Origin of the sequence: Mycobacterium sp. KBS0706 (genome assembly GCF_005938675.2) — a bacterium.
GTDB lineage: Bacteria > Pseudomonadota > Alphaproteobacteria > DSM-16000 > Inquilinaceae > Inquilinus.
In genome coordinates, this window is record NZ_VCCH02000009.1 from 101,608 (window position 1) to 126,660 (window position 25,053).

The window sequence follows — 25,053 nt, forward strand, 5'->3', positions numbered from 1 at the left end:
GGGGAATTCTCCGGCAGCCGGCGGCGCCCGTCGCGGCGCCCGCCGGGGCGTGATGACTCAGGCTTCGATCAGGACGTCGGTGTAGAGCTCCGACGGATCGGGCTCCGGGCTCTGCTGCGCGAATTCCGCCGCATCGTTGACGATGCCCCGGATCTCCTTGTCGATCGCCTTGAAGTCGTCCTCGCTGACGCCGCCGATCGCGTCGATCTTCTTGCGCACCAGATCGATCGGGTCGTGCGTCTCGCGCATCTTCGCCACCTCCTCCTTGCTCCGGTACTTGGCCGGATCGGACATGGAGTGGCCGCGATAGCGATAGGTCATCATCTCGAGGATGGTCGGGCCCTCGCCGGCCCGGGCGCGCTCCAGCGCCTCGGCCGCGGCGGCCTTGACCGACAGCACATCCATGCCGTCGACCTGGAAGCCCGGGATGCCGTAGGCCTGGCCGCGCAGATGCAGGTCGGCATTGGCCGAGGCGCGCTGCACCGAGGTGCCCATGCCGTATTTGTTGTTCTCGATCACATAGATGACCGGGAGCTTCCAGAGCGCCGCCATGTTGAAGCTCTCATAGACCTGGCCCTGGTTGGAGGCGCCATCGCCGAAATAGGTGATCGAGGCGCCACCGTCTTCCTTGTAGCGATGGGCGAAGCCGAGGCCGGTGCCGAGCGAGACCTGGGCGCCGACGATGCCATGGCCGCCGAAGAACTTCTTCTCGCGGCTGAACATGTGCATCGAGCCGCCCTTGCCCTTGGAGTAGCCGCCGCGGCGCCCGGTCAGCTCCGCCATCACGCCGCGCGGGTCCATGCCGCAGGCCAGCATATGGCCGTGGTCGCGATAACCGGTGATGACGTCGTCGGCCGGCGTCTGCGCCGCCTGCATGCCAACCACCACGGCCTCCTGGCCGATATAGAGGTGGCAGAAGCCGCCGATCAGGCCCATGCCGTACAGCTGGCCCGCCTTCTCCTCGAAGCGGCGGATCAGAAGCATATCCCTGTAGTACCGCAGCAACTCATCTTTGCCGGCGGAGGCGGGAGCCACGGCTCCCGACGTCTTCTCCTGGGCAGGACGACGTTTCGTGGCAGCCAATGGATCCTCCCTGGTCGGATGGCATCGCGTTAATAGGCGCGCATAGCACTTTCGCCTGGCCCAGTGCTACCCCGCACGGCCGAAATTTGCAAGGCGCAGGTCCATGGCCGCGCCATCATCGGCGCAAGGCAGACGCGCGGCGTTACTGGGCCGGCGCCGGGGCCGGTGCAGGCTTGGGAAAGAAAATGACGACGTCGTCGGGCCTGGCGACATTCAGCATCGACCGGGCACGTTCGTCCAGCATGTCGAGGTCGACCTGCTTCGGGTCGATCAGCGCGGCGCGCTTTTCCATCTCCGTGCGCTGCGCCGTCAGCGCGTCCAGCGTGGACTTTGCCTGGGCGACCTCGCCCTGCAGGGCATCGCGGGCGAAGATGCCGTGGTCGCCCTGGATCGCGTGATAGGTGAAATAGGCGATCAGGCAGACGCCGACCACCGGCCCGATGACCGGCCGCAGTTTCCGCCGGAGATAGCGAAACATGCTCATGGCCCTAGGTCACCATAGGTCGGGGTCGGCGTCAATTGATACCCCTAGCGCTGGCACAGCACCGACCGGCCGGCATAGCCGGCGGCGCGGCCCAGCTGCTCCTCGATCCGGATCAGCTGGTTGTACTTGGCCAGCCGGTCGGAGCGGCTGAGCGAGCCGGTCTTGATCTGCCCGCAATTGGTGGCGACGGCGAGGTCGGCAATGGTCGAATCCTCGGTCTCGCCGGAACGGTGCGACATCACCGCGGTGTAGCCGGCCTTGTGCGCCATCTCCACCGCCTGCAGCGTCTCGGTCAGGGTGCCGATCTGGTTGACCTTGACCAGGATCGAGTTGCCGATGCCGCGGGCGATGCCCTGCGACAGGCGCTCGGGATTGGTCACGAACAGGTCGTCGCCGACCAGCTGGACGCGCTTGCCCAGGGCGCCGGTGATCGCGGCCCAGCCCTCCCAGTCGTCCTCCGCCATGCCGTCCTCGATCGACACGATCGGGTAGCGCTTCACCAGATCCTCGTAATAGGCGACGAGGCCGGCGCTATCGAGGGTCTTGCCCTCGCCTTCCATTGCGTAGCGGCCGTCCTTGTAGAACTCGGTCGATGCGGCATCCAGCCCCAGCACCACGTCGTCGCCCGGCTTGTAGCCGGCCGCTTCGATCGCCTGGACGATGAAGCTCAGAGCCTCGTCGGCCGAGCTGAGATTCGGGGCGAAGCCGCCCTCGTCGCCGACATTGGTGTTGTGGCCGGCATCCTTCAGCTTCTTGCGCAGGGCGTGGAACACCTCCGACCCGGTGCGCACCGCCTCGGCCAGGGTCGGCGCGCCGACCGGCAGGATCATGAACTCCTGGATGTCGATCGGGTTGTCGGCATGGGCGCCGCCATTGATGATGTTCATCATCGGCACCGGCAGCGTGCTGGCATAGGCGCCGCCGACATAGCGGTACAGCGGCAGGCCGGCATCCTCGGCCGCTGCGCGGGCCACGGCCAGGCTGACGCCGAGGATGGCGTTGGCGCCGAGCCGGCCCTTGTTCGGGGTGCCGTCGAGCTCGATCATGGTGCGGTCGAGTTCGATCTGGTCCTCGGCGTCGAGGCCGGTCAGCGCGTCGAACAGCTCGCCATTGACGGCGTCGACCGCCTTGATCACGCCCTTGCCGCCATAGACCGACTTGTCGCCGTCGCGCAGCTCGACCGCCTCATGGGCGCCGGTCGAGGCGCCGGACGGCACCGCGGCGCGGCCGAAGGCGCCCGATTCGAGGGTGACGTCGACCTCGACCGTCGGGTTGCCCCGGCTGTCGAGAATCTGGCGGGCATGGATGTCGACGATCGCGGTCATAAGGCTGCCTCTCGCTGGCGCAAGGGTGGTGGGGGCGGGAATCGGCGCGGCCAGACTGTGCCGCGGACCGGAAAATGCAAGGATTTTTACCTCTGCGCCTGCGGCAGACCTCACATCCGGCGATTGTGGCGCCGCCGTGTTGAAACTGCGTCAATTTGGGGAGTAGCCTCGCGACAAAAGTGCGCAACTCAGGGTACCGAAATGCGGCTTCTCTCTCATATGCTGTCACGCTTCGTGCAGGCGGGACGCCTGCGGGTGACCGATGCCGGCGGCGTGGTCCACGACTTCGCGGGCAAGCAGCCCGGCCCCTTCGCCTCGGTCCGCCTGCACGACCCAACATTGCACCGGAGGCTGTTCGCCTCGCCGGCGCTGGCGGTCGGCGAGGCCTATATGGACGGCACGCTGACGCTGGAGGACGGGACCACGCTGCGCGACCTGTTCGCGCTGTACGGCCAGAATTTTCAGGCGCTGGACGGCTATCCGCTGCAAGCGTTCCTGAATTCGGTCGGCCGCCGGCTGCGCCGGCTGCAGCAATACAACCCGGTCGGCAAGGCGCAGGAGCACGTCCACCACCACTACGACCTGTCGCGCGAGCTGTTCGAGCTCTTCCTCGATGAGGACATGCAGTATTCCTGCGCCTATTTCGGCGACGGGGTGGGCACGATCGAGGACGCGCAGATCGCCAAGAAGCGGCACATCGCCGCCAAGCTGCTGCTCGACGACGCCAAGTCCGTGCTCGACATCGGCAGTGGCTGGGGCGGCATGGCGATGACTCTGGCCGAACTGGCGCCGGTCGAGGTGACCGGCGTCACCCTGTCGGTCGAGCAGCAGAAGCTGGCCGAGGAGCGCGCTGCCAAGCGCGGCCTGGGCAACCGGGTGAAGTTCGAGCTGCGCGACTACCGCCAGCTCGACCAGAGCTTCGACCGGATCGTCTCGGTCGGCATGTTCGAGCATGTCGGCGCCGCCTACTACGACGAGTTCTTCGGCAAGGTCCGCGAACTGCTGGCCGATGATGGCGTCATGCTGCTGCACTCGATCGGGCGGATGACCCCGCCGGGCAACACCGGGCCCTGGCTGCGCAAATACATCTTCCCGGGCGGCTATGTGCCGGCGTTGTCGGAGGTGCTGGCCGCGGTCGAGCGCCAGGGCCTGTGGGTCACCGATATCGAGATCCTGCGGGTCCACTACGCCGACACGCTTGCGGCGTGGAACGAGCGGTTCCAGGAGCAGCGGGAGCGTATCGCCAAGCTGTATGACGAGCGCTTCTGCCGGATGTGGGAGTTCTATCTGCTGGGTTGCGAGAACGAGTTCCGGATGGGCACCTGCATGGTGTTTCAGATGCAGTTGGCCCGGAAGCGCGACGCCGCCCCCCTCACCCGCGACTATATTACCGACACCGAACGCCGCTACGCCACGATGGCCGCGGCGGCGGAGTAGCAGAGGCCGGCCCGGGTTCGTCTTCGCGGACCCGGGCCGATTCCTACAAGGTGGCAGGCCAACGCTGAGCTCCGTGGAAGACTGCCAGGATCGCGATCTGCTGCCCACGGATGCGATACGCCACAAGATAAGGCGTACCAACGACCACGAGTTCACGGGTTCCTGCCACCCGGCCGGCACGGCCGAGAAGCGGATGCGCCGCCAAGCCATCGACCTTCTGCCCGATGACGGCAACAACCCGAGATGCGGCCGCCGGGTTATCCAGGGCGATGTGGTCGCCGATCTCCTCAAGCCGCTGGAGGGCGCGACGGGTCCAGCGGACCTTCATGCACGGCCGAACTTCTTCAGCACGCGCGCCACATCGGCATCGCTGGCGAAATCGCCAGCATCCGCCTGTGCCAGCCCCGCCTCGATCTCGGCCCGCTGCCAAGCCTGCAGGGCAACATATTCCCGAATAGCCTGCGCAGCGACATCGTCCGGCGACCGGTCGAGGCTTTCGGCCAGCCGATCGAGGGCGTTCGCGGTGTCGTCGTCAAGGCGCACGGTGACGGCGGACATGGTGATCTCCCGGCAAGCTGCCACAGGAAATATAATGCGCCGTGCCCTGTGACGCCATGGACCGGTCAGATCCGGACGGGATCGGCCTTGGCGATGCGGTCGAGCGCGACCAGGGTGGTCAGCAGCGCCTCGAGCTTGCTGATCGGCACCATGTTCGGGCCGTCGCTCGGGGCGTGGTCGGGGTCCTGGTGGGTCTCGATGAACACGGCGGCGACGCCGATCGAGACCGCGGCCCGGGCCAGCACCGGCACGAATTCGCGCTGGCCGCCCGAGCTGGTGCCCTGCCCGCCCGGCTGCTGCACCGAATGGGTGGCGTCGAACACCACCGGATAGCCGGTCTGGGCCATCACCGGCAACGAACGCATGTCGCTGACCAGGGTGTTGTAGCCGAAGCTGACGCCGCGCTCGGTCAGCAGCACCTTGTCGTTGCCGGTCGAGGCGATCTTGGCCGCGACGTTCTTCATGTCCCAGGGCGCCAGGAACTGGCCCTTCTTGACGTTGATCGCCCGGCCGGTGGCGCCCGCGGCCAGCAAGAGGTCGGTCTGGCGGCACAGGAAGGCCGGGATCTGCAGGATGTCGACCGCCTCCGCCACCGGCGCGCATTGCGCCGCGTCGTGGATGTCGGTCAGCACCGGGCAGCCGAATTTTTCCCGGATCTCGGCCATGATCGGCAGGCTCTTCTCCATCCCCAGGCCGCGCTGGGCCGAGGCGGAGGTGCGGTTCGCCTTGTCGAAGGAGGTCTTGTAGACGAGGCCGAGGCCCAGCCGGCCGGTGATCTCGACCAGCGCCTGGCTCATCTCCAGCGCGTGCTCGCGGCTCTCCAGCTGGCACGGGCCGGCGATGAGGGTCAGCGGCCGGTCGTTCGCGAAGGTGATGGGGCCGACGGTGACGGCACGGGCAGCGGTCATGGTCATGTCCTCAGACGAGCCGGCTCTGCTCGATCGCGGCGCGGATGAAGTCGGTGAACAGCGGGTGCGGGTCGAAGGGCTTCGACTTCAGCTCCGGATGGTACTGTACGCCGATGAACCAGGGATGGTCCGGCAGCTCCACGATCTCCGGCAGCACGCCGTCCGGCGACAGGCCGGAGAAGAACAGCCCGGCCTGCTCCAGCCGCTCGCGATAGTTGATGTTGACCTCGTAGCGGTGGCGGTGCCGCTCGCTGATCTCGGTCGCCCCGTAGATCCCCGCCACCCGGCTGCCGGGCACCAGCACCGCTGGATAGGCGCCCAGGCGCATGGTGCCGCCGAGGTCGCCGTCGTTGCGGCGGGTCTCCAGCGCGTTGCCGCGGGTCCATTCGGTCATCAGGCCGACCACCGGCTCGTTGGTCGGGCCGAACTCGGTCGAATTCGCCGCCGGCAGCCCGGCCATGTGGCGCGCCGCCTCGATCACCGCCATCTGCATGCCGAAGCAGATGCCGAAATACGGCACCTTGCGCTCACGCGCGAACTGGGCGGCGCGGATCTTGCCCTCGGCCCCGCGCTCGCCGAAGCCACCCGGCACCAGGATGCCGTGGACATGCTCGAGATGGCTGACCGCATCCTCCGATTCGAAGATCTGCGAATCCATCCAGTCGAGCTTGACCTTGACGTTGTTGGCGATGCCGCCATGGGTCAGGGCCTCGGCCAGGCTCTTGTAGCTGTCGATCAGCGAGGTGTACTTGCCGACCACGCCGATGGTGACCTCGCCCTCCGGCGCGCGCACGCGCTGGACGATGCCGGTCCAGCGCGACAGGTCCGGCGCCTTCGGCTGGTCGAGGCCGAAATAGGACAGGACCTGATCATCGAAGCCTTCCTCGTGGTAGGAGATCGGCACGTTGTAGATCGTGTCGACGTCGAGGGCGGCGATCACCCGCTCCGGCCGGATGTTGCAGAACAACGCGATCTTGCGCCGCTCATTGGCAGGGATCGGCCGGTCGGCACGGCACAGCAGCATCGCCGGCTGGATTCCGACCGACAGCAGTTCCTTCACCGAATGCTGGGTCGGCTTGGTCTTCAGCTCGCCCGCCGCCGGGATATAGGGCAGCAGCGTGACATGCAGGAACAGCGCGTTCTCCGGCTCGACCTCGTTGCCGAACTGGCGGATCGCCTCGAGGAACGGCAGGCTCTCGATATCGCCGACCGTGCCGCCGACCTCGCAGATGATGAAGTCTTCGTCGGTGATGTCGGAGCGGATGAAGTCCTTGATCGCGTCGGTGATGTGCGGAATCACCTGCACCGTGGCGCCGAGATAGTCACCGCGGCGCTCCCGCGCGATCACCCCGGAATAGATCTTGCCGGTGGTGACGTTGTCGCTCTTCCGGGCCGAGACCCCGGTGAAGCGCTCGTAATGGCCGAGATCGAGGTCGGTTTCCGCCCCGTCATCGGTCACGAACACTTCGCCGTGCTGGGTCGGGCTCATCGTGCCCGGGTCGACATTGAGATAGGGGTCCAGCTTCCGGAGCCGGACCTTGAAGCCCCGCGCCTGAAGAAGTGCCCCGAGTGCTGCTGCGCCCAGTCCCTTGCCAAGCGAGGAGACCACGCCGCCGGTAATGAAGATGTACCGCGTCATGGAATTCAACCCTACCCCAGATTCGTCCAGCCAAAAACAACGAGGCGGCCCGGAACCTGGGCCGCCCCGACATGACAGATATGCCGACGGGTTATTCGGTCGTCGGGACCGACGGTCCGGCCGGCGCGGTGCTGGCCGGTGCGCTCTGCGCCGGCGCCGCCGGCACCTCGTTGACGATCGCGGAACCAGCGCGGTGGGCGCCGGCCATGATCGCCAGGACGATGCTCGTGATCATGAAGGCGCCCGCCAGGCCGGCGGTGATTCGGGTCAGCAGGTTGGCCTGGCCGCGGATCGAGACCAGCCCGCCGCCGCCACCGCCACCGATGCCCAGGCCACCGCCCTCGCTGCGCTGGATCAGGATCACCCCGATCAGGGCCACGGCGATCAGTACGTGGATGACGAGCAAGACCTGCTGCAAGGGACACCTGTCGACAAACGAAAACGGCCGGCTGCGCCCGGCGGCCGGCGATGGCGCTTATGTAGCGAAGACCAGCCCCCAATACCAGCCCCTCGCTGCGCCGGACACGATCCTGCCCCGTATCCCGGTGCGGCACTTGTCCGACATGGCATTGACGCCCGCGGCGCCACGGCCGATCCTAAACCGATTCAGACCCCGGGAGGAAAACATCGTGGCGACGAAGTTCGGCATCGGCCAGCCCATGCGCCGCAGCGAAGACCCCCGCCTGCTCAAGGGCGGCGGCCGCTACACCGACGATGTGTCCGCCCCGGGCCAGGCCCAGGCCTGGTTCCTGCGGTCGCCCTTCGCCCATGCCGAGATCCGCGGCATCGACACCGCCGCCGCCGCGGCGATGCCGGGCGTGATCGGCATCGTCACCATCGCCGATCTCGAAGCGGACGGCATCGCCGACCTGAAATGCTACGCACCGGTGAAGAACCGCGACGGCTCCGACCAGGTGCTGCCGCCGCGGCCGATCCTGGCGCGCGGCCGGGTTCGCCATGTCGGCGAGGCGGTGGCGCTGGTGGTGGCCGAGACCATCGAGCAGGCCAAGGATGCCGCCGAGGCGATCGAGGTCGACTATGATTCGCTGCCGTCGGCGACCGACCTCGTCGGCACGCTGGAAGGCCCGGCGATCTGGGACAAGGCGCCGACCAACCTGTGCTTCGACTGGGAGTTCGGCGAGAAGGACAAGGTCGAGGCGTTGTTCGCGCAGGCCGACCGGGTGGTCAAGGTCGACCTGGTCAACAACCGGGTCGTCGCCTCGCCGATGGAGCCGCGCTGCTGTCACGCCGACTGGGACGCCACCGACGGCCGCTTCGTGCTCTACGTCTCCTGCCAGGGCGTGCACATGCTGCGCGACATGCTGGCGAACGACATTTTCAAGCTGCCGCCGGAGCAATTCCTGGTGCGCAGCACCGATGTCGGCGGCGGCTTCGGCATGAAGCTGTTCATGTATCCGGAATACCCGGCGACCCTCTACGCCGCGCGCAAGTTCGGCCGGCCGGTGAAGTGGACGTCGGAGCGGACCGAGGCCTTCATCAGCGACGACCATGGCCGCGACAACGTCACCACGGTCGAGCTGGCGGTCGACAAGGACGCCCGCTTCCTGGCCCTGCGCGTCGACCTGATCGCCAATATGGGCGCGTACCTGTCGAACTTCGCGCCCTTCATCCCGACCATGGCCGGTGGCGCCCAGATGCTGAACGGCCTGTACACGCTGCAGGGCGTCTATGAGCGGGTGCGCGGCGTGTTCACCAACACCCAGCCGGTCGACGCCTATCGCGGCGCCGGGCGGCCGGAGGCGGCCTACAATGTCGAGCGCATCGTCGACCACGCGTCGCGAGTGCTGGGCATCGATCCGGTCGAGCTGCGGCGGCGCAATTTCATCCCGCCCTCGGCCATGCCCTACGCCACGGTCACCGGCGTGACCTATGACAGCGGCGAGTTCACCCGCAACCTCGAGGAGGCGGCACAGATCGCCGATGTCGCCGGCTTCGAGGCGCGCCGCCGCGACTCAGCCGCCAAGGGCAAGTACCGAGGCCTCGGCATCGCCACCTATGTCGAGGCCTGCGCCGGCGGCGAGGACGAGGCTGCCGATGTCCGGGTCGCCCGCGACGGCAAGGTCACGGTCTATGTCGGCACCCAGACCAACGGCCAGGGCCACGAGACCGCCTACAAGCAGATCATCGCCGAGCATCTCGGCGTCGAGCCAGACCAGGTCACCATCGTCCAGGGCGACACCGACCTGGTCCGCACCGGCAACGGCACCGGCGGCTCGCGCTCGATCCCCGTCGGCGGCGCCGCGATCCGCGACGGATCGCTGAAGGTGCAGGACAAGGCGAAGCTGCGGGCGGCCGACCTGCTGGAGACGGCTGCGGTCGACATCGCCCTGGTCGACGGCCGCTTCACCGTGGTCGGCACCGACCGGGCGCTGACCCTGGCCGAGATCGCCGCCCAGACCGAGGCCGCCGCCGACACCGAGATCGTGTTCGAGGAGCGCGGCAGCTTCACCCCGCCCTCGGCGACCTTCCCGAACGGCGCCCATATCGTCGAGCTGGAGATCGACGGCGACACCGGGTCGCTGGAGATCCTGCGCTACACCGTGGTGGACGATTTCGGCCGGGTGCTGAACCCGCTGATGGTGACCGGCCAGGTCCATGGCGGCATCGCCCAGGGGCTCGGCCAGGCGCTGCTGGAGCATGCCGTGTTCGACTCCGACAGTGGCCAGCTGCTGTCCGGGTCCTTCATGGACTACGCCATGCCGCGGGCGGTCGACCTGCCCTTCGTCTCCTTCAAGTACAACGAGATCCCCTGCACCACGAACCCGCTGGGCGTGAAGGGCGCCGGCGAAGCCGGGGCGATCGGCGCGCCGCCGTCGATCATCAACGCCATCGTCGACGCGCTGTCGCCGCTCGGGGTCGAACATGTCGACATGCCGGCGACGCCGCAGAAGCTGTGGCAGATCATCCACAGCCGCCAGCAGCGTCAGGCCGCGGAGTAGCTAGCCGTCAGGCAAAGGCGGCGGCGCCGTCCCAGCGGGTCCAGAAGCTCGCCGGGACGCCGCCATGCCGGGCGTGGAACGCCTCGAGGCGCTGCCGGGCCTTCGGCTTGCCGCCGTTCTCGAGCGCGATGCCGAGGAACCGGGCGGCGTTCATCCCCATGAAGCCGGCCGCCTGGGTGGTGCTCATGGCGAGCCTGCTTGTCAGGCCGGTCCGCATCCCCTCGTAATAGGCCCCGTTCCCCGGGGCCTTCGACAGCATCACCCAATCGGTGCCGTACATCAGCCGGGACCGGGCCGGGCCGCCCTGGCTGTCCAGGATGCCGTTCAGAGCCCGCAGCACCGTCTCGTTCGTCGCCTTCTGACCATCCGTCCGTTCCGCCACCGCGTCGTAGTCGCTGAGGTCGGCGTAGAGGTTGGGATAGGTCTTCATCATTGCGACGATCGCCGTGGTCCAGCCGTTGGACCCGACCTCGGCAAGGTCCCAGAAGCCGCCGAAATGGCCGAGATTCAGGCGCAGCCCGGGCCATCTGTCGAGCACCGGCCGCCACGCCGCCGGCGCCCCCCTTTCACCCGCCGCCGGGTTGGGGAACTGGCTGTAGGAACAATGCGCCATCACCGGCACGTCCTCGGCGACGCACCAGTCGTAGAGCGCGGCCAGGCCCTGATCGAGGCGGGCCGCCCAGTCGGGCCCGGTCTGGCGGAGCCTCGCGGGATAGGCGTCAGGGTTGGCCTCGGCATTGCCGTAAGGCAGGAAGCCCATGACCGGGTACAGCTTCACGCCGATGAAGCCGCGCTGCTCGACGGCGTCCCTGACCATCGCCAGATGGCCGGGCTCCACCATCTGCCGCCAGGGGCAGAACGGCACATAGGGATGGACTGCGTAGGACCCCGGCCGGCGTGCGATCGCGGACATGACGTCGATCTGGTCGCGCAGCGGGCTGCTCTCCTCGTTCAGCCACTTGCTGTAGTCGATCAGGGCCGGGACCAGGAGCGCCACGTCGCCGTCATTCCGCGCCGGCAGGGTAATCAGCCGCTGCACCAGCTCGGTCCGCCGGCGGGTCACGAGCTGGGCGAGACGGAACACGCCGGTGACCTCGTCCTCGACGGCCGTGACGCCCCGCGCCGCGTCCGCCGGCAACGCTCCTGCCCGGTCCCGCAACGACAGCCCCTGGGGCCTCGCCGCGCGGCTCGGATCGCGCTTCGCCAGCATGTCCAGCAGCTCGACATCCCCGTCACCCACGGAGACGGTCGCCGCCAGCCTCTCGCTGTCACCGGACAGTAGCTCGACCGCCTTCTGGCGAAACGCCGCGGCCTCACCCGTATTGGCCAGGAGCTGCGCCGCCGCGACCTCGATATCCGCCTGGATCGGATGATCGGCGGCGGTCGCCTCCCCGCGTTCGAGGGCCCGAAGCTCCCGCTGCGGCGACCAGGCGCTGCGATTCATGACCAATGACACCAGGGTCACCAGCGGGACCAGTGGCAGCTGGCCGAGCGGCTTGCCCTCCAGCACCACGTCGAGCACGAAGCTGGCGACCGGCAGGTCCCGGGCATTGAAGACATGGCAGTGGACGTCAATGGCATAGGCCGTGTCCGGAATCACCGGCAGTGGTTTCACCGGATCCAGCCGCCGGCATCCCAGCGAGGCCAGCAGCGCGGCACCGCCGAGCCCGAGAAGCGCGTCCCGCCGATGCAATCCGGGTCGAGAGGCCGTCATCACGAATCCTCCAAATCACTGATCGAAATGGGCGATAGGATCAAATCCGAGCAATCAATAGGAATGAAATATTTGGCTATTCTCAGGCAACATCAAGCATGAACCTTACGAATCTATAGCGAATCCAGCCGAAACGGAAGCCTAGGAGAGACCCCAGGCCTCGCCGGAGAGAGCCCGGCGCTGGCGCCGGAACAGGGCGGCCACGGCCTCGGCAACGGCACGGACGGCGGCGTCGCGGCGCAGGTCGCCATGCAGCATCAGGTAGATATCCTCGGCCAGCTCCGGCACCGGGTCGCCGAGGCGCAGCAGCCGGTCGTCGGCATCGCCCAGGAAGCAGGGCAGCAGCGCCACGCCGAGCCCGTCGGCCGCCGCCCGGTGGCGCAGATACACCTCGCCCAGCCGGCAGCGCAGGATGCCCTGGGCGGCCATGGCGTCGAACCAGGCGGATTGCGACGGCGTCCGCTCCGGCTCCGGCAGGCCGATGAAGTCCAGGCCGGCGAGGCTGCCATCACCGGCCAGGCCGCGTGGCTCGAGATAGGCCCGCGCGGCGTAGAGGGCGAAGCCGATGCGGCCGATCCGGCGGGCGGCCAGATCCCCCTCCTGCGGCACCCGGCGCATGCGCAGCGCAATGTCGGCCTCGCGCCGGGCGAGATTGGCGCGGGTGCGCGACGTGCCGATCGCGATTGCCTGGCCGCTCTCGGCCAGCAGCGCCTGCAAATGGGTGGTCAGGAACAGCGAGACCGAGCTGGTGGCGGTCACCTGCACCGGCTCCGCCTCGGCCGCGGCGGCCTGGTGCAACTCCCGCAGCAGGGCGCCCGCCCCCTCCTCCATGCCGCCGGCAGCCTGCAGCAGCGCTCGCCCCCGCGCGGTCAGCTCCAGCCGGTTCGGCAGCCGGTCGAACAGCCGGGCGCCGGCGAGATGCTCCAGCGACCGCAGATGCCGGCCGATGGTGGGCTGGCTCAGCCCCAGCCGCCGCGCGGCCTCGGTCAGGCTGCCGGCCCGGGCGACGGCGAGGAAGATGCGGATGTCGTCCCAGTTCGGCTCGCCCGTTGTCACGCTCAGATCTTCGCTGCAGCCTCGCTGAACCCGATCATAGGGTCGTCATGGCGAGGAGCGAAGCGACGTGGCCATCCAGAGGGCCGTGACGCTGGATGGCCACGCCCCTTCGGGGCTCGCCATGACGAAAAAGGGGAGCGGCCCCCATCTCAGCCCAAGAGTCGGTGCAGCTGGGCGTATTGCAGCAGGAGAATGGTCTTGCCGTCCATGACCTCGCCGCGCCCGACCATGGCCAACGCCTCGGCCAGGGTCGGCTCCAGGATCTCGATGTCCTCGCCCTCCGCCGCCACGCCGCCGCCATCCGCGGTCCGGTCGGCCGGGCTGTATTCGGCGACGAAGAAGACCAGCCGCTCGGTCACCGACCCCGGGCTCATGAAGGCCTCGAACACCCGGCGCGGCGCCGCCACGCGAGTGCCCGTCTCCTCCTCCGCCTCCTGGCGGATCGCGGTCTCGGGGTCGCGGTCGTCGAGCAGCCCGGCGCAGGCCTCGATCAGCGGCTCCGGGTGGCCGTTGACATAGGCGGGGAAGCGGAACTGCCGGGTCAGCAACACCCGGCCGCGTGACGGATCGTAGAGCAGGATCGCCGCGCCGTTGCCGCGGTCATAGGTCTCGCGGCTCAGGGTCTGCCAGCTGCCGTCCTGGCGCCTGTAATCGAAGGTGGTCTTCTTCAGCACGTACCAGTCGTCGGACAGGGTCTCGACGGCTTTGATCCGAATCCGGTCCTGCATCAGGCGCATCCCGGCACCTCGGCCAGGCTGCGATAGACCGGCCGCCCGGCCCGCTCGAAGATCGCCACCATTGCCTCGGCGCCGACAGACGGGCCGCCGATCCGCAGGCAGGCGTCGCAGCGCCGCGCCACGCGCTCGCCGATCGGGTGAAAGATTTCGTCGAAGACGGGATCACCGAGGCCGGTCGATCCGGCGGTCTCAAGCAATGGCAGGGCCAGGGCCTCGCCGGTGATCGGCAGGTGGCCGGCCCGGAACAGGCGCAGCGCGGCCTCGTTCATGGCCCGCATATTGGCCGCGATGCAGCCGGGATCGTCGCCGGTACCCGACCGATACGGGCCCGCGACCAGGATCATGAGAGGTGTCGAAACCAAGATGCCTCCGCAGGTGGTGGTGCGACGGCATGATCGGGGTGGCGCGCAGCCGGGGCAGCCCGACAGGGCTGAACGACCGTCATTCAGGAATGAGGGGCTGCTTTCCCGCCGAAGACGGCGCGGGCCGCGTCCTCGGCCGCCGCCTCGCCGCTGAGATGGGCGCCATGCACATCGCCCATGTAACGGTCATGCACGGCCTCGCCGGCGAAGAACAGGCGGTCCTCGACTGGCCGGGCCAGGGCCTCGCGCGCCGCCGCCGCGCCCGGGCGGGCGACGGCGTAGCAGCCGGCGGCCCAGGGGTCGTGGTCCCAATCGGCCAGGACATGGCGGCTGGTAAGGGCCGAGCGGATGCCGGAGCCGAACAGCGCCGACAACCGGCCGACCGCATAGTCGATCATCGCCGGCGCGCCCGCAGCGGCCAGATTCTTGGCGAAGGGCCCGTTGACCATCATCGTGACGATGTCGCGTCCGTCCTCGCGCAGCAGGAACTCGACCGATCGGTCGGCACCCGATCCCGCGGCCAGGATCGGCCCGGCGACATCGCCGAAGGGATTGCCCGTGAGGCCGAGCGACAGCTTGTTGCAGCTGCCCATCGGCAGGTCGGCGATCGCCTGCCGTTTCCAGCCCGGCAGCGGCGGGTCGAAGCGCAGGGCATTGCCGGCGAGGACACCGGCCGGGACGGTGACGATCACCGCCCGGGCCTCGACCGCGCCGCGCGGCGTCTCGACCTCAACGTGGTCCCGGCCATGCCAGGCGATCCGGGTCGCCGGGGTGTTCAGCTCCACCGGCACGCAGCGGGCGTGGCGCGCGACCAGGGCGCCCAGCCCGTCCAGCACCGGCCAGTCGTCGCCCTCCCAGATGTAGCGGGCGAAGTCGATGCTCGAGCACTCGGCCGGCGGTACGCCCTGCTTGGCCAGGAACGCGGCCTCGAACAGCCCGCCCTCCGGGACCAGGTCGGACACGGCGGCGTCGCGGCCGTCCCGGGCGGCGGCGACCCGGGCGAAGCCGTCGGCGATGCCGGCATCGGCCGTTGCCGCCTCGGCCCCGGAGAGCATCCGGCCGTCGATCGCCAGCCGGGCCGGCCCGGGCGAGCGGTCGACCCGGATGCCGTAGCGCTCCGCCAGCGGCGTCAGCGGGTTCAACGCCGGGGAATGCAGCCAATGGCCGCCGAGATCGACCGGTGCGCCCAGCGTCGCGGTGTCGGTGGAGGCGCGGCCGCCGATCCGCGGGCGCGCCTCCAGCACGACGAAGGAGATCTTCAACTCCTGGAGGCGCCGCGCCGCCGCCAGCCCGGCCGCACCCGCCCCGACGATGGCGACGTCCGGCATGGCCTATCGCCCGCCCAGCCTCTCCCACAGGAAGGCGTGGATCAGCGCCTGGTTGAAGGCGGTCTGGGCGTTGTTGGCGGCGGCGCCGTGGCCGCCCTCGATGTTCTCGTAATAGAGGACGTCCCGGCCCATGCCGATCATCTTCGCCGCCATCTTGCGGGCGTGGCCGGGATGCACCCGGTCGTCGCGGGTCGAGGTCAGGAACAGCACCGGCGGGTACGCAGCCTCCTGGCGCAGGTTCTGATAGGGCGAGAAGGTCTGCAGGAACGCCCAGTCCTCCGGCTTGTCCGGGTCGCCGTATTCCGCGGCCCAGGAGGCGCCGGCCAGCAGCTTGGTGTAGCGCTTCATGTCGAGCAGCGGCACGGCGCAGACGATGGCGCCGAACAGCTCCGGGTACGTCGTCAGCATGTTGCCGACCAGGAGCCCGCCGTTGCTGCCGCCCTCGATGCCGAGACGGGGGACGGAAGTGATGCCGCGAGCCACCAGGTCGCGCGCCACCGCTGCGAAATCCTCATAGGCGCGGGGCCGGCTCTCGCGCAGCGCCGCCTGGTGCCAGCGCGGCCCGTATTCGCCGCCGCCGCGGATGTTGGCCACGGCATAGACGCCGCCGCGGTCGAGCCACAGCCGCCCCTCGCCCGGGATGTAGTGCGGCAGCAGCGGCACCTCGAAGCCGCCATAGCCGGTCAGCAGGGTCGGAGCGCTGCCGTCGAGCGGCAGATCCTTTCGAGCGACCACGAAATAGGGCACCCGCGTGCCGTCGGCCGAGGCGACGAAATGCTGCTCCACCGCATAGGGCGAGGCGTCGAAGAAGGACGGCGCCTGCTTCAGCGATTCGAAGCCGGACTCCCCGGCCGTGCCGCGGTAGAGCGTGTCCGGCTCGAGGAAGCCGGAGGCCAGGACCAGGATCTCGTCGTCCTGGTGCGGGGTGGTGGCGACATAGGCGATGGTGGCGGCCTCGGGCAGCCCCTGCAGGGCCCCCCGCTGCCAGCCGCCCTCGCCCGGCGTCAGCACCTCGACCCGGCTCTTCACATCGTCGAGGATCTGCAGGACCAGGTGGTTGCGGGTGCCGGAATAGCTCGACAGCGCGGTGGTCTCGCTCGGCTCGAACAGCGCCGCGATGTCGCGTTTGCCGGCGATCCAGTCGTCGAACCGGGCGGCCAGCAGCGCGCCGCCGGCATAGGTACGGCCGCCGACCGTCCATTCCGTCCGCGGCGACACCAGCAGCCAGGGGCCGTGGGTGCCGGCCTCGGCGTCGCGCGGCACGTCGACCAGGGTCAAGGCGCCGTCATCGCCCAGCAGGAACAGCTCGCTGGTGTAGAAGTCGATGCGCCGGGCGACGAAGTCGCGCTCGAAGCCGGGGAAGCGGTCGTGGAAGGCGTCGACCGCGAGGTCGTCCTCCTGCCCCTCATAGACGGTCGTCGCCGCCTCCAGCGCCTGGCCGCGCCGCCACAGCTTGGAGATCCGCGGATAGCCGGAGCGGGTCAGCGACCCCGGGCCGAAATCGGTGCCGATATAGATCGAATCGGCATCCTTCCAACCGAAGCGGCTCTTGGCCTCGGGCAGGAAGAAGCCGTCGGGGACGAAGCTGCGGCTGTCCAGGTCGAACTCGCGGACGACATGAGCGTCGGCGCCGCCGCGCGACAGGGCGACCAGGCAGCGCTTGTAGTCCGGCTCCAGCACGTCGGAGCCGTGCCAGACCCAGTTCTCGCCCTCCGCCTCGGCCAGCGCGTCGAGATCCAGCAGCACCTCCCACACCGGCTCGGCGGTGCGGAACGAGGCCAGCGTCGTGCGCCGCCACAGACCGCGCGGATGGGCCGCGTCGCGCCAGAAATTGTAGTAGCGGTCGCCGCGGCGGACGACGTGGGGCAGCTTGGCCTCGGAATCGAGGATCTCCAGCATCTGCCGGCGCATCCGCTCGAACTCCGCCGTCTCGGCGAAGCGGCCGGTGCTCTCGGCATTGCGCGCCCGGACCCAGTCGAGGGCCGTCGTGCCGTCGATGTCCTCGAGCCAGAGGTAGGGATCAGCGTCCATGGTGCCCGTGCCGGTTGAATCCGTGGCCGGCCAGAATAGGCACGGCCACCGGATCGGGCCAGCGTTACGGGCGAGGTTGCGACCTTACAGCCCCGGCCGGTAATTCGGGGCTTCGTGGGTCACGGTGATGTCGTGGACATGGCTCTCGCGCAGTCCGGCATTGGTGATGCGCACGAACTCCGCCCGCTGGTGCAGGTCGGCGATGGTGCGGCTGCCGGTGTAGCCCATCGCCGCCTTCAGCCCGCCCACCAGCTGGTGGACGACGTTGGCGATCGGGCCCTTGTACGGCACCCGGCCCTCGACACCCTCCGGCACCAGCTTCAGCGTGTCCGACACCTCCTGCTGGAAGTAGCGGTCGGCCGAGCCGCGCGCCATGGCGCCGAGCGACCCCATGCCGCGATAGCTCTTATAGGACCGGCCCTGGTACAGGATCACCTCGCCCGGCGCCTCGTCGGTGCCGGCGAACAGCGAGCCCAGCATCACCACGTCGGCGCCGGCGGCGATCGCCTTGGCCAGGTCGCCGGAATACTTGATGCCGCCGTCGGAGATCACCGGGATGCCGGCCTTGCGGCAGACCTCGACGCAATCCATCACCGCGGTCAGCTGCGGCACGCCGACGCCGGCGACCATGCGGGTGGTGCAGATCGACCCCGGGCCGATGCCGACCTTGACCGCGTCCGCCCCGGCGTCGATCAGCGCCTTGGCGGCGTCGCCGGTGGCGACGTTGCCGGCCACCAGCTGGGTCGAGTTGGTCAGGCGGCGCGCCCGCTCCACGCTCTTCAGCACGCCCTCGGAATGGCCATGCGCGGTGTCCAGCACCAGCACGTCGACCCCGGCGTCGAACAGCGCCTCGGCGCGGGAGATGCCCTTGTCGCCGGTGCCAGTGGCTGCGGCGACGCGCAGCCGCCCCTGCTCGTCCTTGCAGGCGTTCGGGTGCAGCTGGGCCTTGACGATGTCCTTGACCGTGACGAGCCCGATGCAGCGGTAGTCCTGGTCGACCACCAGCAGCTTCTCGATCCGGTTCTGGTGCAAGAGGCGCTTGGCCTCGTCCTTGCCGACGCCTTCGCCCACCGTGACCAGCCTGTCCTTGGTCATCAGCTCGCGCACCGGCTGGGTCGGATTGGTGGCGAAGCGGACGTCGCGGTTGGTCAGGATGCCGACCAGCTTGCCGCTCTTCTCCACCACCGGGAAGCCCGAGATGCCGTGCCGGTCCATCAGCGCCAGCGCCTCGGCCATGCTGGCGTCGGGGCCGATGGTGATCGGGTTCACCACCATGCCGCTCTCGAAGCGCTTGACCTTGCGCACTTCCTCGGCCTGGCGCTCGATGTCGAGGTTGCGGTGGATCACGCCGATGCCGCCGGCCTGGGCCATGGCGATGGCCAGCGGCGCCTCGGTCACCGTGTCCATGGCGGCGGAAAGCAGCGGGATGCCCAGCTCGATGCGCTTGGTCAGGCGGGTCCGCGTGTCCGCTTCGGCGGGCAGGATCGACGAGGCCTGCGGGACCAGCAGGACGTCATCGAAGGTCAGGGCATCGCGGAACTGCATGTGGGGGCTCCCAGAGCTTGGAAGCGCCGCAATATAACCCCCCTCGGTCCGTTGTGAAGCGCAGATCTAGGGGGCCTGCGTTGCGTCCCGTGGATCGCGGCCTTTGAAGTCCGTTGCCACGACATAGACCTCGGAGCTGTCCTGGCGGCTGGCGGCAGGCTTGACGTGGCGGACCTTGGCGAAGTTGCGCTTCAGGATGTCGAGCAGGTCCTTCTCCGCCCCGCCCTGGAACAGCTTGGCGACGAAGGCGCCGCCCGGCACCAGCACGTCGAGCGCGAAATCGGCGGCGGTCTCGGCCAAAGCCATGATTCGCAGATGGTCGGTGGCCGGGTGGCCGACGGTCGGCGCTGCCATGTCGCTGAGTACGATGTCGGCCGGCCCGGCCAGGGCTTCCTTCAGCCGATCCGGCGCCGCGGGATCGAGGAAATCCATCTCCAGGACGGTCGCGCCCGGCACCGGGTCCATGCCGAGATAGTCGATCCCCACGACCTTGCCCTGCGGCCCGACCCGCTCCAGCGCCACCTGGACCCAGCCGCCGGGGGCGCAGCCGAGGTCGACCACGCGCATGCCGCGGCGCAGCAGGGCCAGCTTGTCGTCGAGCTGCACCAGCTTGAAGGCCGCGCGGGATCGATAACCCAGGCGCTTCGCTTCGGCGACATAGGGGTCGTTGAGCTGGCGTTCGAGCCAGCGGGTCGAGGACGCGGTCCGCTGGCTCGCGGTCTTGACCCGGACGGTCAGGCCGCGGCTGCCGCGGCCGCTCGGCCCCCCTGCCCTCGCGGCGCCCGGCTTCTTCGGTGTCTTCATTTCACTCGGATGATCAGGCGTGGCGCGACTGCGCCTCGGCCAGGAGGTCGAACAGGATGCCCTCGCGCACGCCGCGGTCGCCGACCCGCAGCTTGCCGACCGGCCAGGTGTCGCAGATCGCCTCGAGGATGGCGCACCCGGCCAGCACCAGGTCGGCCCGGTCGCGCCCGATGCAGGGATAGGACGACCGCGCCGCATAGTCGAGGCCGAGCAGCATGCGGCTGGCGCGCCGCGCCTGCTCGAAGGTCAGGGTGCTGCCGTCGACCTCGGAGCGGATATAGCGCGGCAGGCCGAGATGCACCCCGGCCAGCGTGGTCACGGTGCCGGAGGAGCCGATCATCTGCACCCGACCCTGGGCGATCAGGCCGCGCAGGTTGTTGCGCGCCTCGAAGTCGGCCAGGGCGGCGGCGGTGGTGGCGGTCATCGCCGCATAGGTCTCGGCCGAGACCTCGTGGCCGCCATGCAGCTCGGCCAGGGAGACGACGCCGAGCGGCATGCTGAGCGCGTCGAGCGTCACCGCCTGGCCGTCGGCATCGAACTCCAGCCAGGTCAGCTCGGTCGACCCGCCGCCGATGTCGAAGATGATGGCATGCGGGATCGCGGGGTCGAGCAGCGGGGCGCAGCCGGCCGCTGCCAGGCGCGCCTCCTCCGCCGCCGGAATCATCTCCAGCAGCAGGCCGGTCTCGCGCCGCACCCGGTCGCGGAAGGCCGGGAAGTTGCCGGCCTGGCGGCAGGCTTCGGTCGCCACGGCGCGCGACAGGATCACGTTCTGCCGCCGGATCTTGGCGGCGCAGATGCGCAGCGCCGACACGGTGCGCTGCATCGCCTCGGGCTGCAGCCGCCCGGTGGCGCCGACGCCCTCGCCCAGCCGGACGATGCGGCTGAAGGCGTCGACCACCTGGAAGCCGCCGGTCGCGGCGCGGGCGATCAGCAGGCGGCAGTTGTTGGTGCCGAGATCCACCGCGGCATAGAGAGGTTCGGGCTCCGCCGACCGACGTCGATCGCCGGCCGCGGTGGCCTCGGCGATCGCGATCGACTCCACCACTGACATTCCTTCCATGGCCGTCCGTCCCGTTTCGAACGGCGCCTCCGTCCCTTCATCGAACTGTAGCGCAGCCACGGCCAAAGTGGAAATGCCCCCCGGAGTCGCATCCGGGGCCACCGGATGAAGCGGCGGAGCAGCGCCGCGCCCAGCGTGGTCCGTCATGGCCGGCACCGCGGCACAGGGATGCGCCGCGGAGCCCGGATCCCGCCGAGGCCAGCGCCAGGATCCCGCGCTGCGATCCCTCGGCAGCGCGGGCACGGGTCGGCGATCCGCTCAGGACGGGCGCGGTTTCGGCGCGCGGAGCCGAATCTGTTCCTCGCGCAGGCGGCGGCGGGATTCGAGCCAATCGGCGCGGGTCCATGTTCGCCAGTCGCTCGGCAGGCGCCACCCGGACGGCGGCACGGTGGCGGAGGGCGGCGGCCCGAGGTCGGGTGACGCAGGCGCCGCGGCCGGCCCGGCACCGCCGAGTGGCCCGGTGCCGCCGGGATCGGGCGGGGCCGCCTCGGCGGGCGGCGCGGAGCCGACCGGCGGGACGGATCGGGCAGGGTCGGGCGGGCGATCGTCCATGGGCAGCCGTTTCACGATGTCGCCGGTGCTAACCTGGAAGACCTCGCCGGTGGTGATGTTGACGAGATAGGTGTCGCCTTCCGGCAGGCCGAGATCGGCGGCCGGCACGGCATGGTAATGTCCCTTGGTATAGCGGGAATAGCGAGGGTCCGGCTGGGCCGGGCTTGCGGGGGCTGCCGCCGCCGGGCCGGCGGCCGGCTCGGCCGTCGCCAGGTCGGGGTCGAGGGCGGCGGCGAGAGCATGGCGGGAGAGGCCGATCTCGCGGCAGAGGCGGCGGATCAGGGCCTCGATCGGCAAGGCGGTGTCGGCGAGGTCGGCGTCGATGCGCTCGTCCTCGGTCAGCTTTTCCCAGAGCCCGGCGGTCAGCCGCTCCCTGGCCTCGGGCTTGGCCTTGGCGATGGCACGGGAGACGCGGTCGGCGACGGCGTCGCGCCGGTCGTCCTTCTGGTCGCGCCGCGAGTCCCGGTCTTGCTCGGCCTCGCGCTGCGCCTCCTCACGCTGCCGGCGCAGCTTCATCTTCAGCGCGATGGCACGGCGGATGCCGAGAGAGAGGCTGCTGAAGCGGGTCTCGGCCTCTCCGGCGCGGTCGAGATCGCCGGCCTGGAGGGCGGCCATGCCCTGGGCCTGGAACCCCGCGGCCATCGCCTCGGCGAGCGTCGCCAGCCCGGACAGCATTGCTGCGTCCTGGGCAGTCTCCCCCGTTGCCGACGAGTCGGCGGAGGGAGTCCCGGCTTTGATGGCATCATCCATGCCTGCATTAGAACAAATCAGGAACAATAAGTCAAGCGGAACCGTATTGTCGCGACGCGGTCGACGCGACGGTGCGGGCGGCGGCAGGGATCGCTGGCCTCGCCTCCTCGCATGACGGTTAGAAGAAGGGTCCCACGACGATTTTGATCGAAACGACGACTCCGGGACTGGCGAGACCGCATCCCGATTGATCCGGACAGCGGTCACTACCCCCATGCCGTCATGGCGAGCGAAGCGTGGCCATCCAGTCTTTCAATCGTCGCTCAGGTGGCGACAGCCTGGATGGCCACGCCCCTTCGGGGCTCGCCATGATGGTTTTTTTCATGGAGACCGAGAGTGGGGAGTCCGAGAACCGGCTGGGCGATCCGCCCGCTGTGAGCGCCGGCGATGGTCGGCAACGGATCGAACCGGCGGAGGTAGGGTCGCATCCGCTTCCGGCATGGCTGCCGTTCGTGCACGCGGGCCTTTACACGGGCGGATCGCTGGGGTAGACACCCTCCCGCCGGCCGCTGGGGGATCGTCTAGTGGTAGGACAGCGGACTCTGACTCCGCCAGCCTAGGTTCGAATCCTAGTCCCCCAGCCAAACTTCCCGGCCACCAATCGCTGAGGGCGCCGTAAGGCGTCCTTTGTCGTTTTGGCGTATCGCAAAACGGTGCGACACGAAATCAAGGGAGTCTGCGGATTTCCAAACGCAGTGCGGTCCCCAGCCTGCCCGACTAAGAGGAACGGCCATGCCCCAGCCACCGAAGATGATCCTGCTCCGCTAGCCAGCGCGCGCGGGCCAGATGGCTCTCATAGGAGTGGCGTGCTCGCTTCGGATTCTGACGCGGATCAATGCCCAGGATGACTCCGGCGGCCTCGCGCCAGTCCGCCCTCTTCTCCGCCGCATCGAGTATTTTTCGGTATATAGTCACATGTTCGTGATCGTACTCCGTAATCTCAGCGAATGTTGGCGCATATTCCGCTGGTGGCTTGACCATTTTCCGGTCCTCTTTCAGCGTCCCGCACCTATACGACGACAGTCGGACCGAAATATTCCGCTGGGGCTGAGTCAAACGACGGTCCGGAGCGTCCCCGCTCCGGACCTTCCGGCTGTTCACGCGCCGGCTTCGCCCTCCGAATCGCCCTTCAGCACCGCGGCGACCTCCGGATGGCCGAAATGCTCGGCCCAGCCGAGCGGGGTGCTGGCGTAGGTCCGGTCGCGGATGCTCGGGTCCGCCCCATGGTCGAGCAGCAGGCGGGCGACGCGCGGGTCATTGGCCCAGCCGGCCACCATGTGCAGCGGGGTGACGTCCGCCGTGTCGCCCCAGGCGACGCCCCGGCTGACGTCGGCCCCCTGCCCGATCAGCCAGTCAACCGCCTCCGCGCGATGGCTCAGCAGCGCCCAGTGCAGCGCGGCGCCGTTGTGTGGGGCGCCGTCGATGTCGGCGCCGCAGGCCAAAAGCGTCGCCATCGCCTCGATCCGGCCGCTGCGCGCGGCCCAGGTCAACGCCTCGTCCAGGATCTCCTGCGGCGAATCGGTCATGTGCCATTCCGGGAAGCCGCTATGCGGGCGGTAGAAGCCGCGGTGATGCCCGGCCTCCGGCCGCAGCCGCCCGCCGGCGTCGAAGAACAGCGCAATCAGGTCCATCCGGCCGAGCCCGGCGGCGATGCGCAGGTTCAGCGGCACCACCACCTCGGCCGCCAGCCGCTCGGCGATCGTGCCGTGGCCCCAGAACAGCGCCACCGCCAAGGGCGTGCCGCCATCGCCATAGGCCTCGGCCTCGACCGGACCGCCGGCCGCGACCAGCCGGTCGAGCAGGGCCAGCCGCGCCTCGCGATCGCCGCGGCCGCCGGCACCGGCGATGTCGTGCAGCGGCCCCCAGCCCTTGTCGTTGGTCAAGGCCCGGTCGGCGCCGGCATCAAGCAGGTCGCCGGCCAGGGCGAGCCGGTTCATCGAGATCGCCAGCATCAGCAGGCGGTTGCCGTTGGTGCCGCGGGCGTTGACCAAGCCGGGATGCGCCGCCAGCACCGCAGCCAGGGCCGTGCGGTCGTCGCCGCGGATCGCCTCGAAGGCGGTGCGGAACGGCTCCTCGGCCCGGCCGGCCCGCATCGCCTCGATCCGTCCGGCGAAGCCGGCCCAGTCGTCGAAGCCGTGGCTGCGGGCGACGACCAGCTCGGCATCCTGCTGGCTCAGTTCGACGCCTCGGATCTCCGCCTCCGACGCCGCGGCGAAGCGCGGGTGGAAGCGCTGCACCAGGCGCAGCGACCCGGCCTCGCCGGTGCGGTGGTTGCTGCGGATCCCGGCGGCGCGGTCGCGGTAGTATTGCAACTCGACCTCGAAGGGCCGGGCGATCTCAGGCAGCCCGCCGGCCAGATGCGCCTGCAGCTTCGGCCAGCTGGCGAAGCCGTATTCGCGGGCGATCACCCATTGCGCGTCGCTCAGCTTCGCCATGGCGACCAGCTCGGCATCGGGGCGGTGGGCCAGCCGCGGATGGCCGTAGCGGAACCGGGCGATCGCCTCGGCTTCGCCGGCACGCAGCGCCTTCAGCAGGTCCTTGGCGCGCTTCTTCTGCTGCTCCGGATCGGGCGATGCGGGCAGGTCCTGGGCATAGGGATGGGGCATGACGCTCCTCCTTTCACATGCCCGGCATCCGCATCAACGGGCAGAAAGAAGGATCGACGCTGGCAGCGCAGCTTCTCGACAAGTGGGCGCTGCCCTTCCCGCGGACCGGATGCG

General features: G+C 69.4%; 23 protein-coding genes and 1 tRNA gene. 4 read left to right on the plus strand and 20 right to left on the minus strand.

All coding sequences use genetic code 11. The features are described from left to right. Positions 1-57: 57 nt before the first annotated feature. From pdhA to eno, 3 genes are all read right to left on the minus strand, one after another. Entirely contained in the window at positions 58-1,035 is a 978-nt protein-coding gene (gene pdhA, locus FFK22_RS07105) for a pyruvate dehydrogenase (acetyl-transferring) E1 component subunit alpha (protein ID WP_221938448.1), read from the minus strand. A gap of 190 nt (positions 1,036-1,225) precedes the next feature. Then, positions 1,226-1,567 carry a septum formation initiator family protein gene (locus FFK22_RS07110; RefSeq protein ID WP_138886120.1) on the minus strand — a complete coding sequence of 114 codons (342 nt, stop codon included), beginning with the start codon at positions 1,565-1,567 and terminating at the stop codon, positions 1,226-1,228. A 44-nt stretch (positions 1,568-1,611) separates the two neighbouring features. Next, positions 1,612-2,892 carry a phosphopyruvate hydratase gene (gene eno / locus FFK22_RS07115; RefSeq protein ID WP_138886119.1) on the minus strand — a complete coding sequence of 427 codons (1,281 nt, stop codon included), beginning with the start codon at positions 2,890-2,892 and terminating at the stop codon, positions 1,612-1,614. A gap of 201 nt (positions 2,893-3,093) precedes the next feature. Here eno and FFK22_RS07120 point away from each other — a divergent pair, with 201 nt between their 5' ends. Beyond that, positions 3,094-4,329 (plus strand): cyclopropane-fatty-acyl-phospholipid synthase family protein, encoded by a 1,236-nt coding sequence (locus FFK22_RS07120; RefSeq protein ID WP_138886118.1) that lies wholly within the window; start codon positions 3,094-3,096, stop codon positions 4,327-4,329. A gap of 43 nt (positions 4,330-4,372) precedes the next feature. Here the strand turns inward: FFK22_RS07120 and FFK22_RS07125 are convergent, their stop codons facing one another. The 5 genes from FFK22_RS07125 to secG all read right to left on the minus strand — a co-directional run bounded on the left by FFK22_RS07125 (position 4,373) and on the right by secG (position 7,852). Continuing rightward, positions 4,373-4,657, minus strand: coding sequence for a type II toxin-antitoxin system RelE/ParE family toxin (locus FFK22_RS07125; protein WP_138886117.1), 285 nt, complete (start codon positions 4,655-4,657; stop codon positions 4,373-4,375). Next, positions 4,654-4,887, minus strand: coding sequence for a CopG family ribbon-helix-helix protein (locus FFK22_RS07130; RefSeq protein ID WP_138886116.1), 234 nt, complete (start codon positions 4,885-4,887; stop codon positions 4,654-4,656). The genes FFK22_RS07125 and FFK22_RS07130 overlap by 4 nt, the downstream gene beginning before the upstream one ends. Positions 4,888-4,952: 65 nt before the next feature. Then, positions 4,953-5,795: a 3-deoxy-8-phosphooctulonate synthase gene (kdsA, locus tag FFK22_RS07135; RefSeq protein WP_138886115.1), complete on the minus strand. Its 843-nt coding sequence runs from the start codon at positions 5,793-5,795 to the stop codon at positions 4,953-4,955. Positions 5,796-5,805: 10 nt separating this feature from the next. After that, complete coding sequence (locus FFK22_RS07140) at positions 5,806-7,434, minus strand: CTP synthase (protein WP_138886114.1); 1,629 nt, start codon at positions 7,432-7,434, stop codon at positions 5,806-5,808. A 91-nt stretch (positions 7,435-7,525) separates the two neighbouring features. Further along, a complete protein-coding gene (secG, locus tag FFK22_RS07145) occupies positions 7,526-7,852 on the minus strand; it encodes a preprotein translocase subunit SecG (RefSeq protein WP_138886113.1) in 327 nt (108 codons plus the stop codon). A 211-nt stretch (positions 7,853-8,063) separates the two neighbouring features. On the opposite strand from secG, the gene FFK22_RS07150 reads away from it, so the two are divergent. Continuing rightward, the gene (locus tag FFK22_RS07150) at positions 8,064-10,394 is read left to right on the plus strand and encodes a xanthine dehydrogenase family protein molybdopterin-binding subunit (RefSeq protein ID WP_221938449.1); all 2,331 of its coding nucleotides are present in this window, start codon (positions 8,064-8,066) and stop codon (positions 10,392-10,394) included. 7 nt (positions 10,395-10,401) lie between these two features. Here the strand turns inward: FFK22_RS07150 and FFK22_RS07155 are convergent, their stop codons facing one another. The 10 genes from FFK22_RS07155 to FFK22_RS07200 all read right to left on the minus strand — a co-directional run bounded on the left by FFK22_RS07155 (position 10,402) and on the right by FFK22_RS07200 (position 22,258). Continuing rightward, positions 10,402-12,108, minus strand: coding sequence for an amidohydrolase family protein (locus tag FFK22_RS07155; RefSeq protein WP_138886112.1), 1,707 nt, complete (start codon positions 12,106-12,108; stop codon positions 10,402-10,404). Between the two features lie 141 nt (positions 12,109-12,249). Then, positions 12,250-13,164, minus strand: coding sequence for a LysR family transcriptional regulator (locus tag FFK22_RS07160; RefSeq protein WP_138886111.1), 915 nt, complete (start codon positions 13,162-13,164; stop codon positions 12,250-12,252). A 149-nt stretch (positions 13,165-13,313) separates the two neighbouring features. Beyond that, the gene (locus tag FFK22_RS07165) at positions 13,314-13,892 is read right to left on the minus strand and encodes an NUDIX domain-containing protein (RefSeq protein ID WP_186002349.1); all 579 of its coding nucleotides are present in this window, start codon (positions 13,890-13,892) and stop codon (positions 13,314-13,316) included. Further along, positions 13,892-14,245: a DUF4406 domain-containing protein gene (locus tag FFK22_RS07170; RefSeq protein ID WP_138886110.1), complete on the minus strand. Its 354-nt coding sequence runs from the start codon at positions 14,243-14,245 to the stop codon at positions 13,892-13,894. Before FFK22_RS07170 ends, FFK22_RS07165 begins: the two co-directional genes overlap by 1 nt. A gap of 101 nt (positions 14,246-14,346) precedes the next feature. Further along, a complete protein-coding gene (locus FFK22_RS07175; RefSeq protein WP_138886109.1) occupies positions 14,347-15,591 on the minus strand; it encodes an NAD(P)/FAD-dependent oxidoreductase in 1,245 nt (414 codons plus the stop codon). 3 nt (positions 15,592-15,594) lie between these two features. Next, positions 15,595-17,622, minus strand: coding sequence for a prolyl oligopeptidase family protein (locus FFK22_RS07180; protein ID WP_138886108.1), 2,028 nt, complete (start codon positions 17,620-17,622; stop codon positions 15,595-15,597). 84 nt (positions 17,623-17,706) lie between these two features. Beyond that, complete coding sequence (gene guaB, locus FFK22_RS07185) at positions 17,707-19,167, minus strand: IMP dehydrogenase (RefSeq protein WP_138886107.1); 1,461 nt, start codon at positions 19,165-19,167, stop codon at positions 17,707-17,709. Positions 19,168-19,233: 66 nt separating this feature from the next. After that, a complete protein-coding gene (locus FFK22_RS07190) occupies positions 19,234-19,971 on the minus strand; it encodes an RlmE family RNA methyltransferase (RefSeq protein ID WP_138886106.1) in 738 nt (245 codons plus the stop codon). A gap of 13 nt (positions 19,972-19,984) precedes the next feature. After that, positions 19,985-21,031: a Ppx/GppA phosphatase family protein gene (locus FFK22_RS07195; RefSeq protein ID WP_221938450.1), complete on the minus strand. Its 1,047-nt coding sequence runs from the start codon at positions 21,029-21,031 to the stop codon at positions 19,985-19,987. 258 nt (positions 21,032-21,289) lie between these two features. Further along, positions 21,290-22,258, minus strand: coding sequence for a hypothetical protein (locus tag FFK22_RS07200; RefSeq protein WP_138886105.1), 969 nt, complete (start codon positions 22,256-22,258; stop codon positions 21,290-21,292). Positions 22,259-22,569: 311 nt separating this feature from the next. Here FFK22_RS07200 and FFK22_RS07205 point away from each other — a divergent pair, with 311 nt between their 5' ends. Together FFK22_RS07205 and FFK22_RS07210 are read left to right on the plus strand one after the other, a co-directional pair. Continuing rightward, positions 22,570-22,824, plus strand: coding sequence for a hypothetical protein (locus tag FFK22_RS07205; RefSeq protein WP_138886104.1), 255 nt, complete (start codon positions 22,570-22,572; stop codon positions 22,822-22,824). A gap of 19 nt (positions 22,825-22,843) precedes the next feature. Further along, a tRNA-Gln gene (locus FFK22_RS07210) sits at positions 22,844-22,917 on the plus strand. Positions 22,918-23,050: 133 nt separating this feature from the next. Here FFK22_RS07210 and FFK22_RS07215 read toward each other — a convergent pair. Together FFK22_RS07215 and FFK22_RS07220 are read right to left on the minus strand one after the other, a co-directional pair. Then, entirely contained in the window at positions 23,051-23,314 is a 264-nt protein-coding gene (locus tag FFK22_RS07215; RefSeq protein ID WP_138886103.1) for a DUF2285 domain-containing protein, read from the minus strand. Between the two features lie 116 nt (positions 23,315-23,430). Further along, entirely contained in the window at positions 23,431-24,939 is a 1,509-nt protein-coding gene (locus FFK22_RS07220; protein WP_138886102.1) for an ankyrin repeat domain-containing protein, read from the minus strand. Positions 24,940-25,053: the final 114 nt, after the last annotated feature.

What these genes read in the sequence shown, in the direction of transcription:
- FFK22_RS07110 (WP_138886120.1), bottom strand. Translation starts at nt 1,567, where the DNA reads ATGAGCATGTTTCGCTATCTCCGGCGGAAACTGCGGCCGGTCATCGGG.
- eno (WP_138886119.1), bottom strand. Translation starts at nt 2,892, where the DNA reads ATGACCGCGATCGTCGACATCCATGCCCGCCAGATTCTCGACAGCCGG.
- FFK22_RS07120 (WP_138886118.1), top strand. Translation starts at nt 3,094, where the DNA reads ATGCGGCTTCTCTCTCATATGCTGTCACGCTTCGTGCAGGCGGGACGC.
- FFK22_RS07125 (WP_138886117.1), bottom strand. Translation starts at nt 4,657, where the DNA reads ATGAAGGTCCGCTGGACCCGTCGCGCCCTCCAGCGGCTTGAGGAGATC.
- FFK22_RS07130 (WP_138886116.1), bottom strand. Translation starts at nt 4,887, where the DNA reads ATGTCCGCCGTCACCGTGCGCCTTGACGACGACACCGCGAACGCCCTC.
- kdsA (WP_138886115.1), bottom strand. Translation starts at nt 5,795, where the DNA reads ATGACCGCTGCCCGTGCCGTCACCGTCGGCCCCATCACCTTCGCGAAC.
- FFK22_RS07140 (WP_138886114.1), bottom strand. Translation starts at nt 7,434, where the DNA reads ATGACGCGGTACATCTTCATTACCGGCGGCGTGGTCTCCTCGCTTGGC.
- FFK22_RS07155 (WP_138886112.1), bottom strand. Translation starts at nt 12,108, where the DNA reads ATGACGGCCTCTCGACCCGGATTGCATCGGCGGGACGCGCTTCTCGGG.
- FFK22_RS07165 (WP_186002349.1), bottom strand. Translation starts at nt 13,892, where the DNA reads ATGCAGGACCGGATTCGGATCAAAGCCGTCGAGACCCTGTCCGACGAC.
- FFK22_RS07170 (WP_138886110.1), bottom strand. Translation starts at nt 14,245, where the DNA reads ATGATCCTGGTCGCGGGCCCGTATCGGTCGGGTACCGGCGACGATCCC.
- FFK22_RS07175 (WP_138886109.1), bottom strand. Translation starts at nt 15,591, where the DNA reads ATGCCGGACGTCGCCATCGTCGGGGCGGGTGCGGCCGGGCTGGCGGCG.
- FFK22_RS07180 (WP_138886108.1), bottom strand. Translation starts at nt 17,622, where the DNA reads ATGGACGCTGATCCCTACCTCTGGCTCGAGGACATCGACGGCACGACG.
- guaB (WP_138886107.1), bottom strand. Translation starts at nt 19,167, where the DNA reads ATGCAGTTCCGCGATGCCCTGACCTTCGATGACGTCCTGCTGGTCCCG.
- FFK22_RS07190 (WP_138886106.1), bottom strand. Translation starts at nt 19,971, where the DNA reads ATGAAGACACCGAAGAAGCCGGGCGCCGCGAGGGCAGGGGGGCCGAGC.
- FFK22_RS07195 (WP_221938450.1), bottom strand. Translation starts at nt 21,031, where the DNA reads ATGGAAGGAATGTCAGTGGTGGAGTCGATCGCGATCGCCGAGGCCACC.
- FFK22_RS07200 (WP_138886105.1), bottom strand. Translation starts at nt 22,258, where the DNA reads ATGCTGTCCGGGCTGGCGACGCTCGCCGAGGCGATGGCCGCGGGGTTC.
- FFK22_RS07215 (WP_138886103.1), bottom strand. Translation starts at nt 23,314, where the DNA reads ATGGTCAAGCCACCAGCGGAATATGCGCCAACATTCGCTGAGATTACG.
- FFK22_RS07220 (WP_138886102.1), bottom strand. Translation starts at nt 24,939, where the DNA reads ATGCCCCATCCCTATGCCCAGGACCTGCCCGCATCGCCCGATCCGGAG.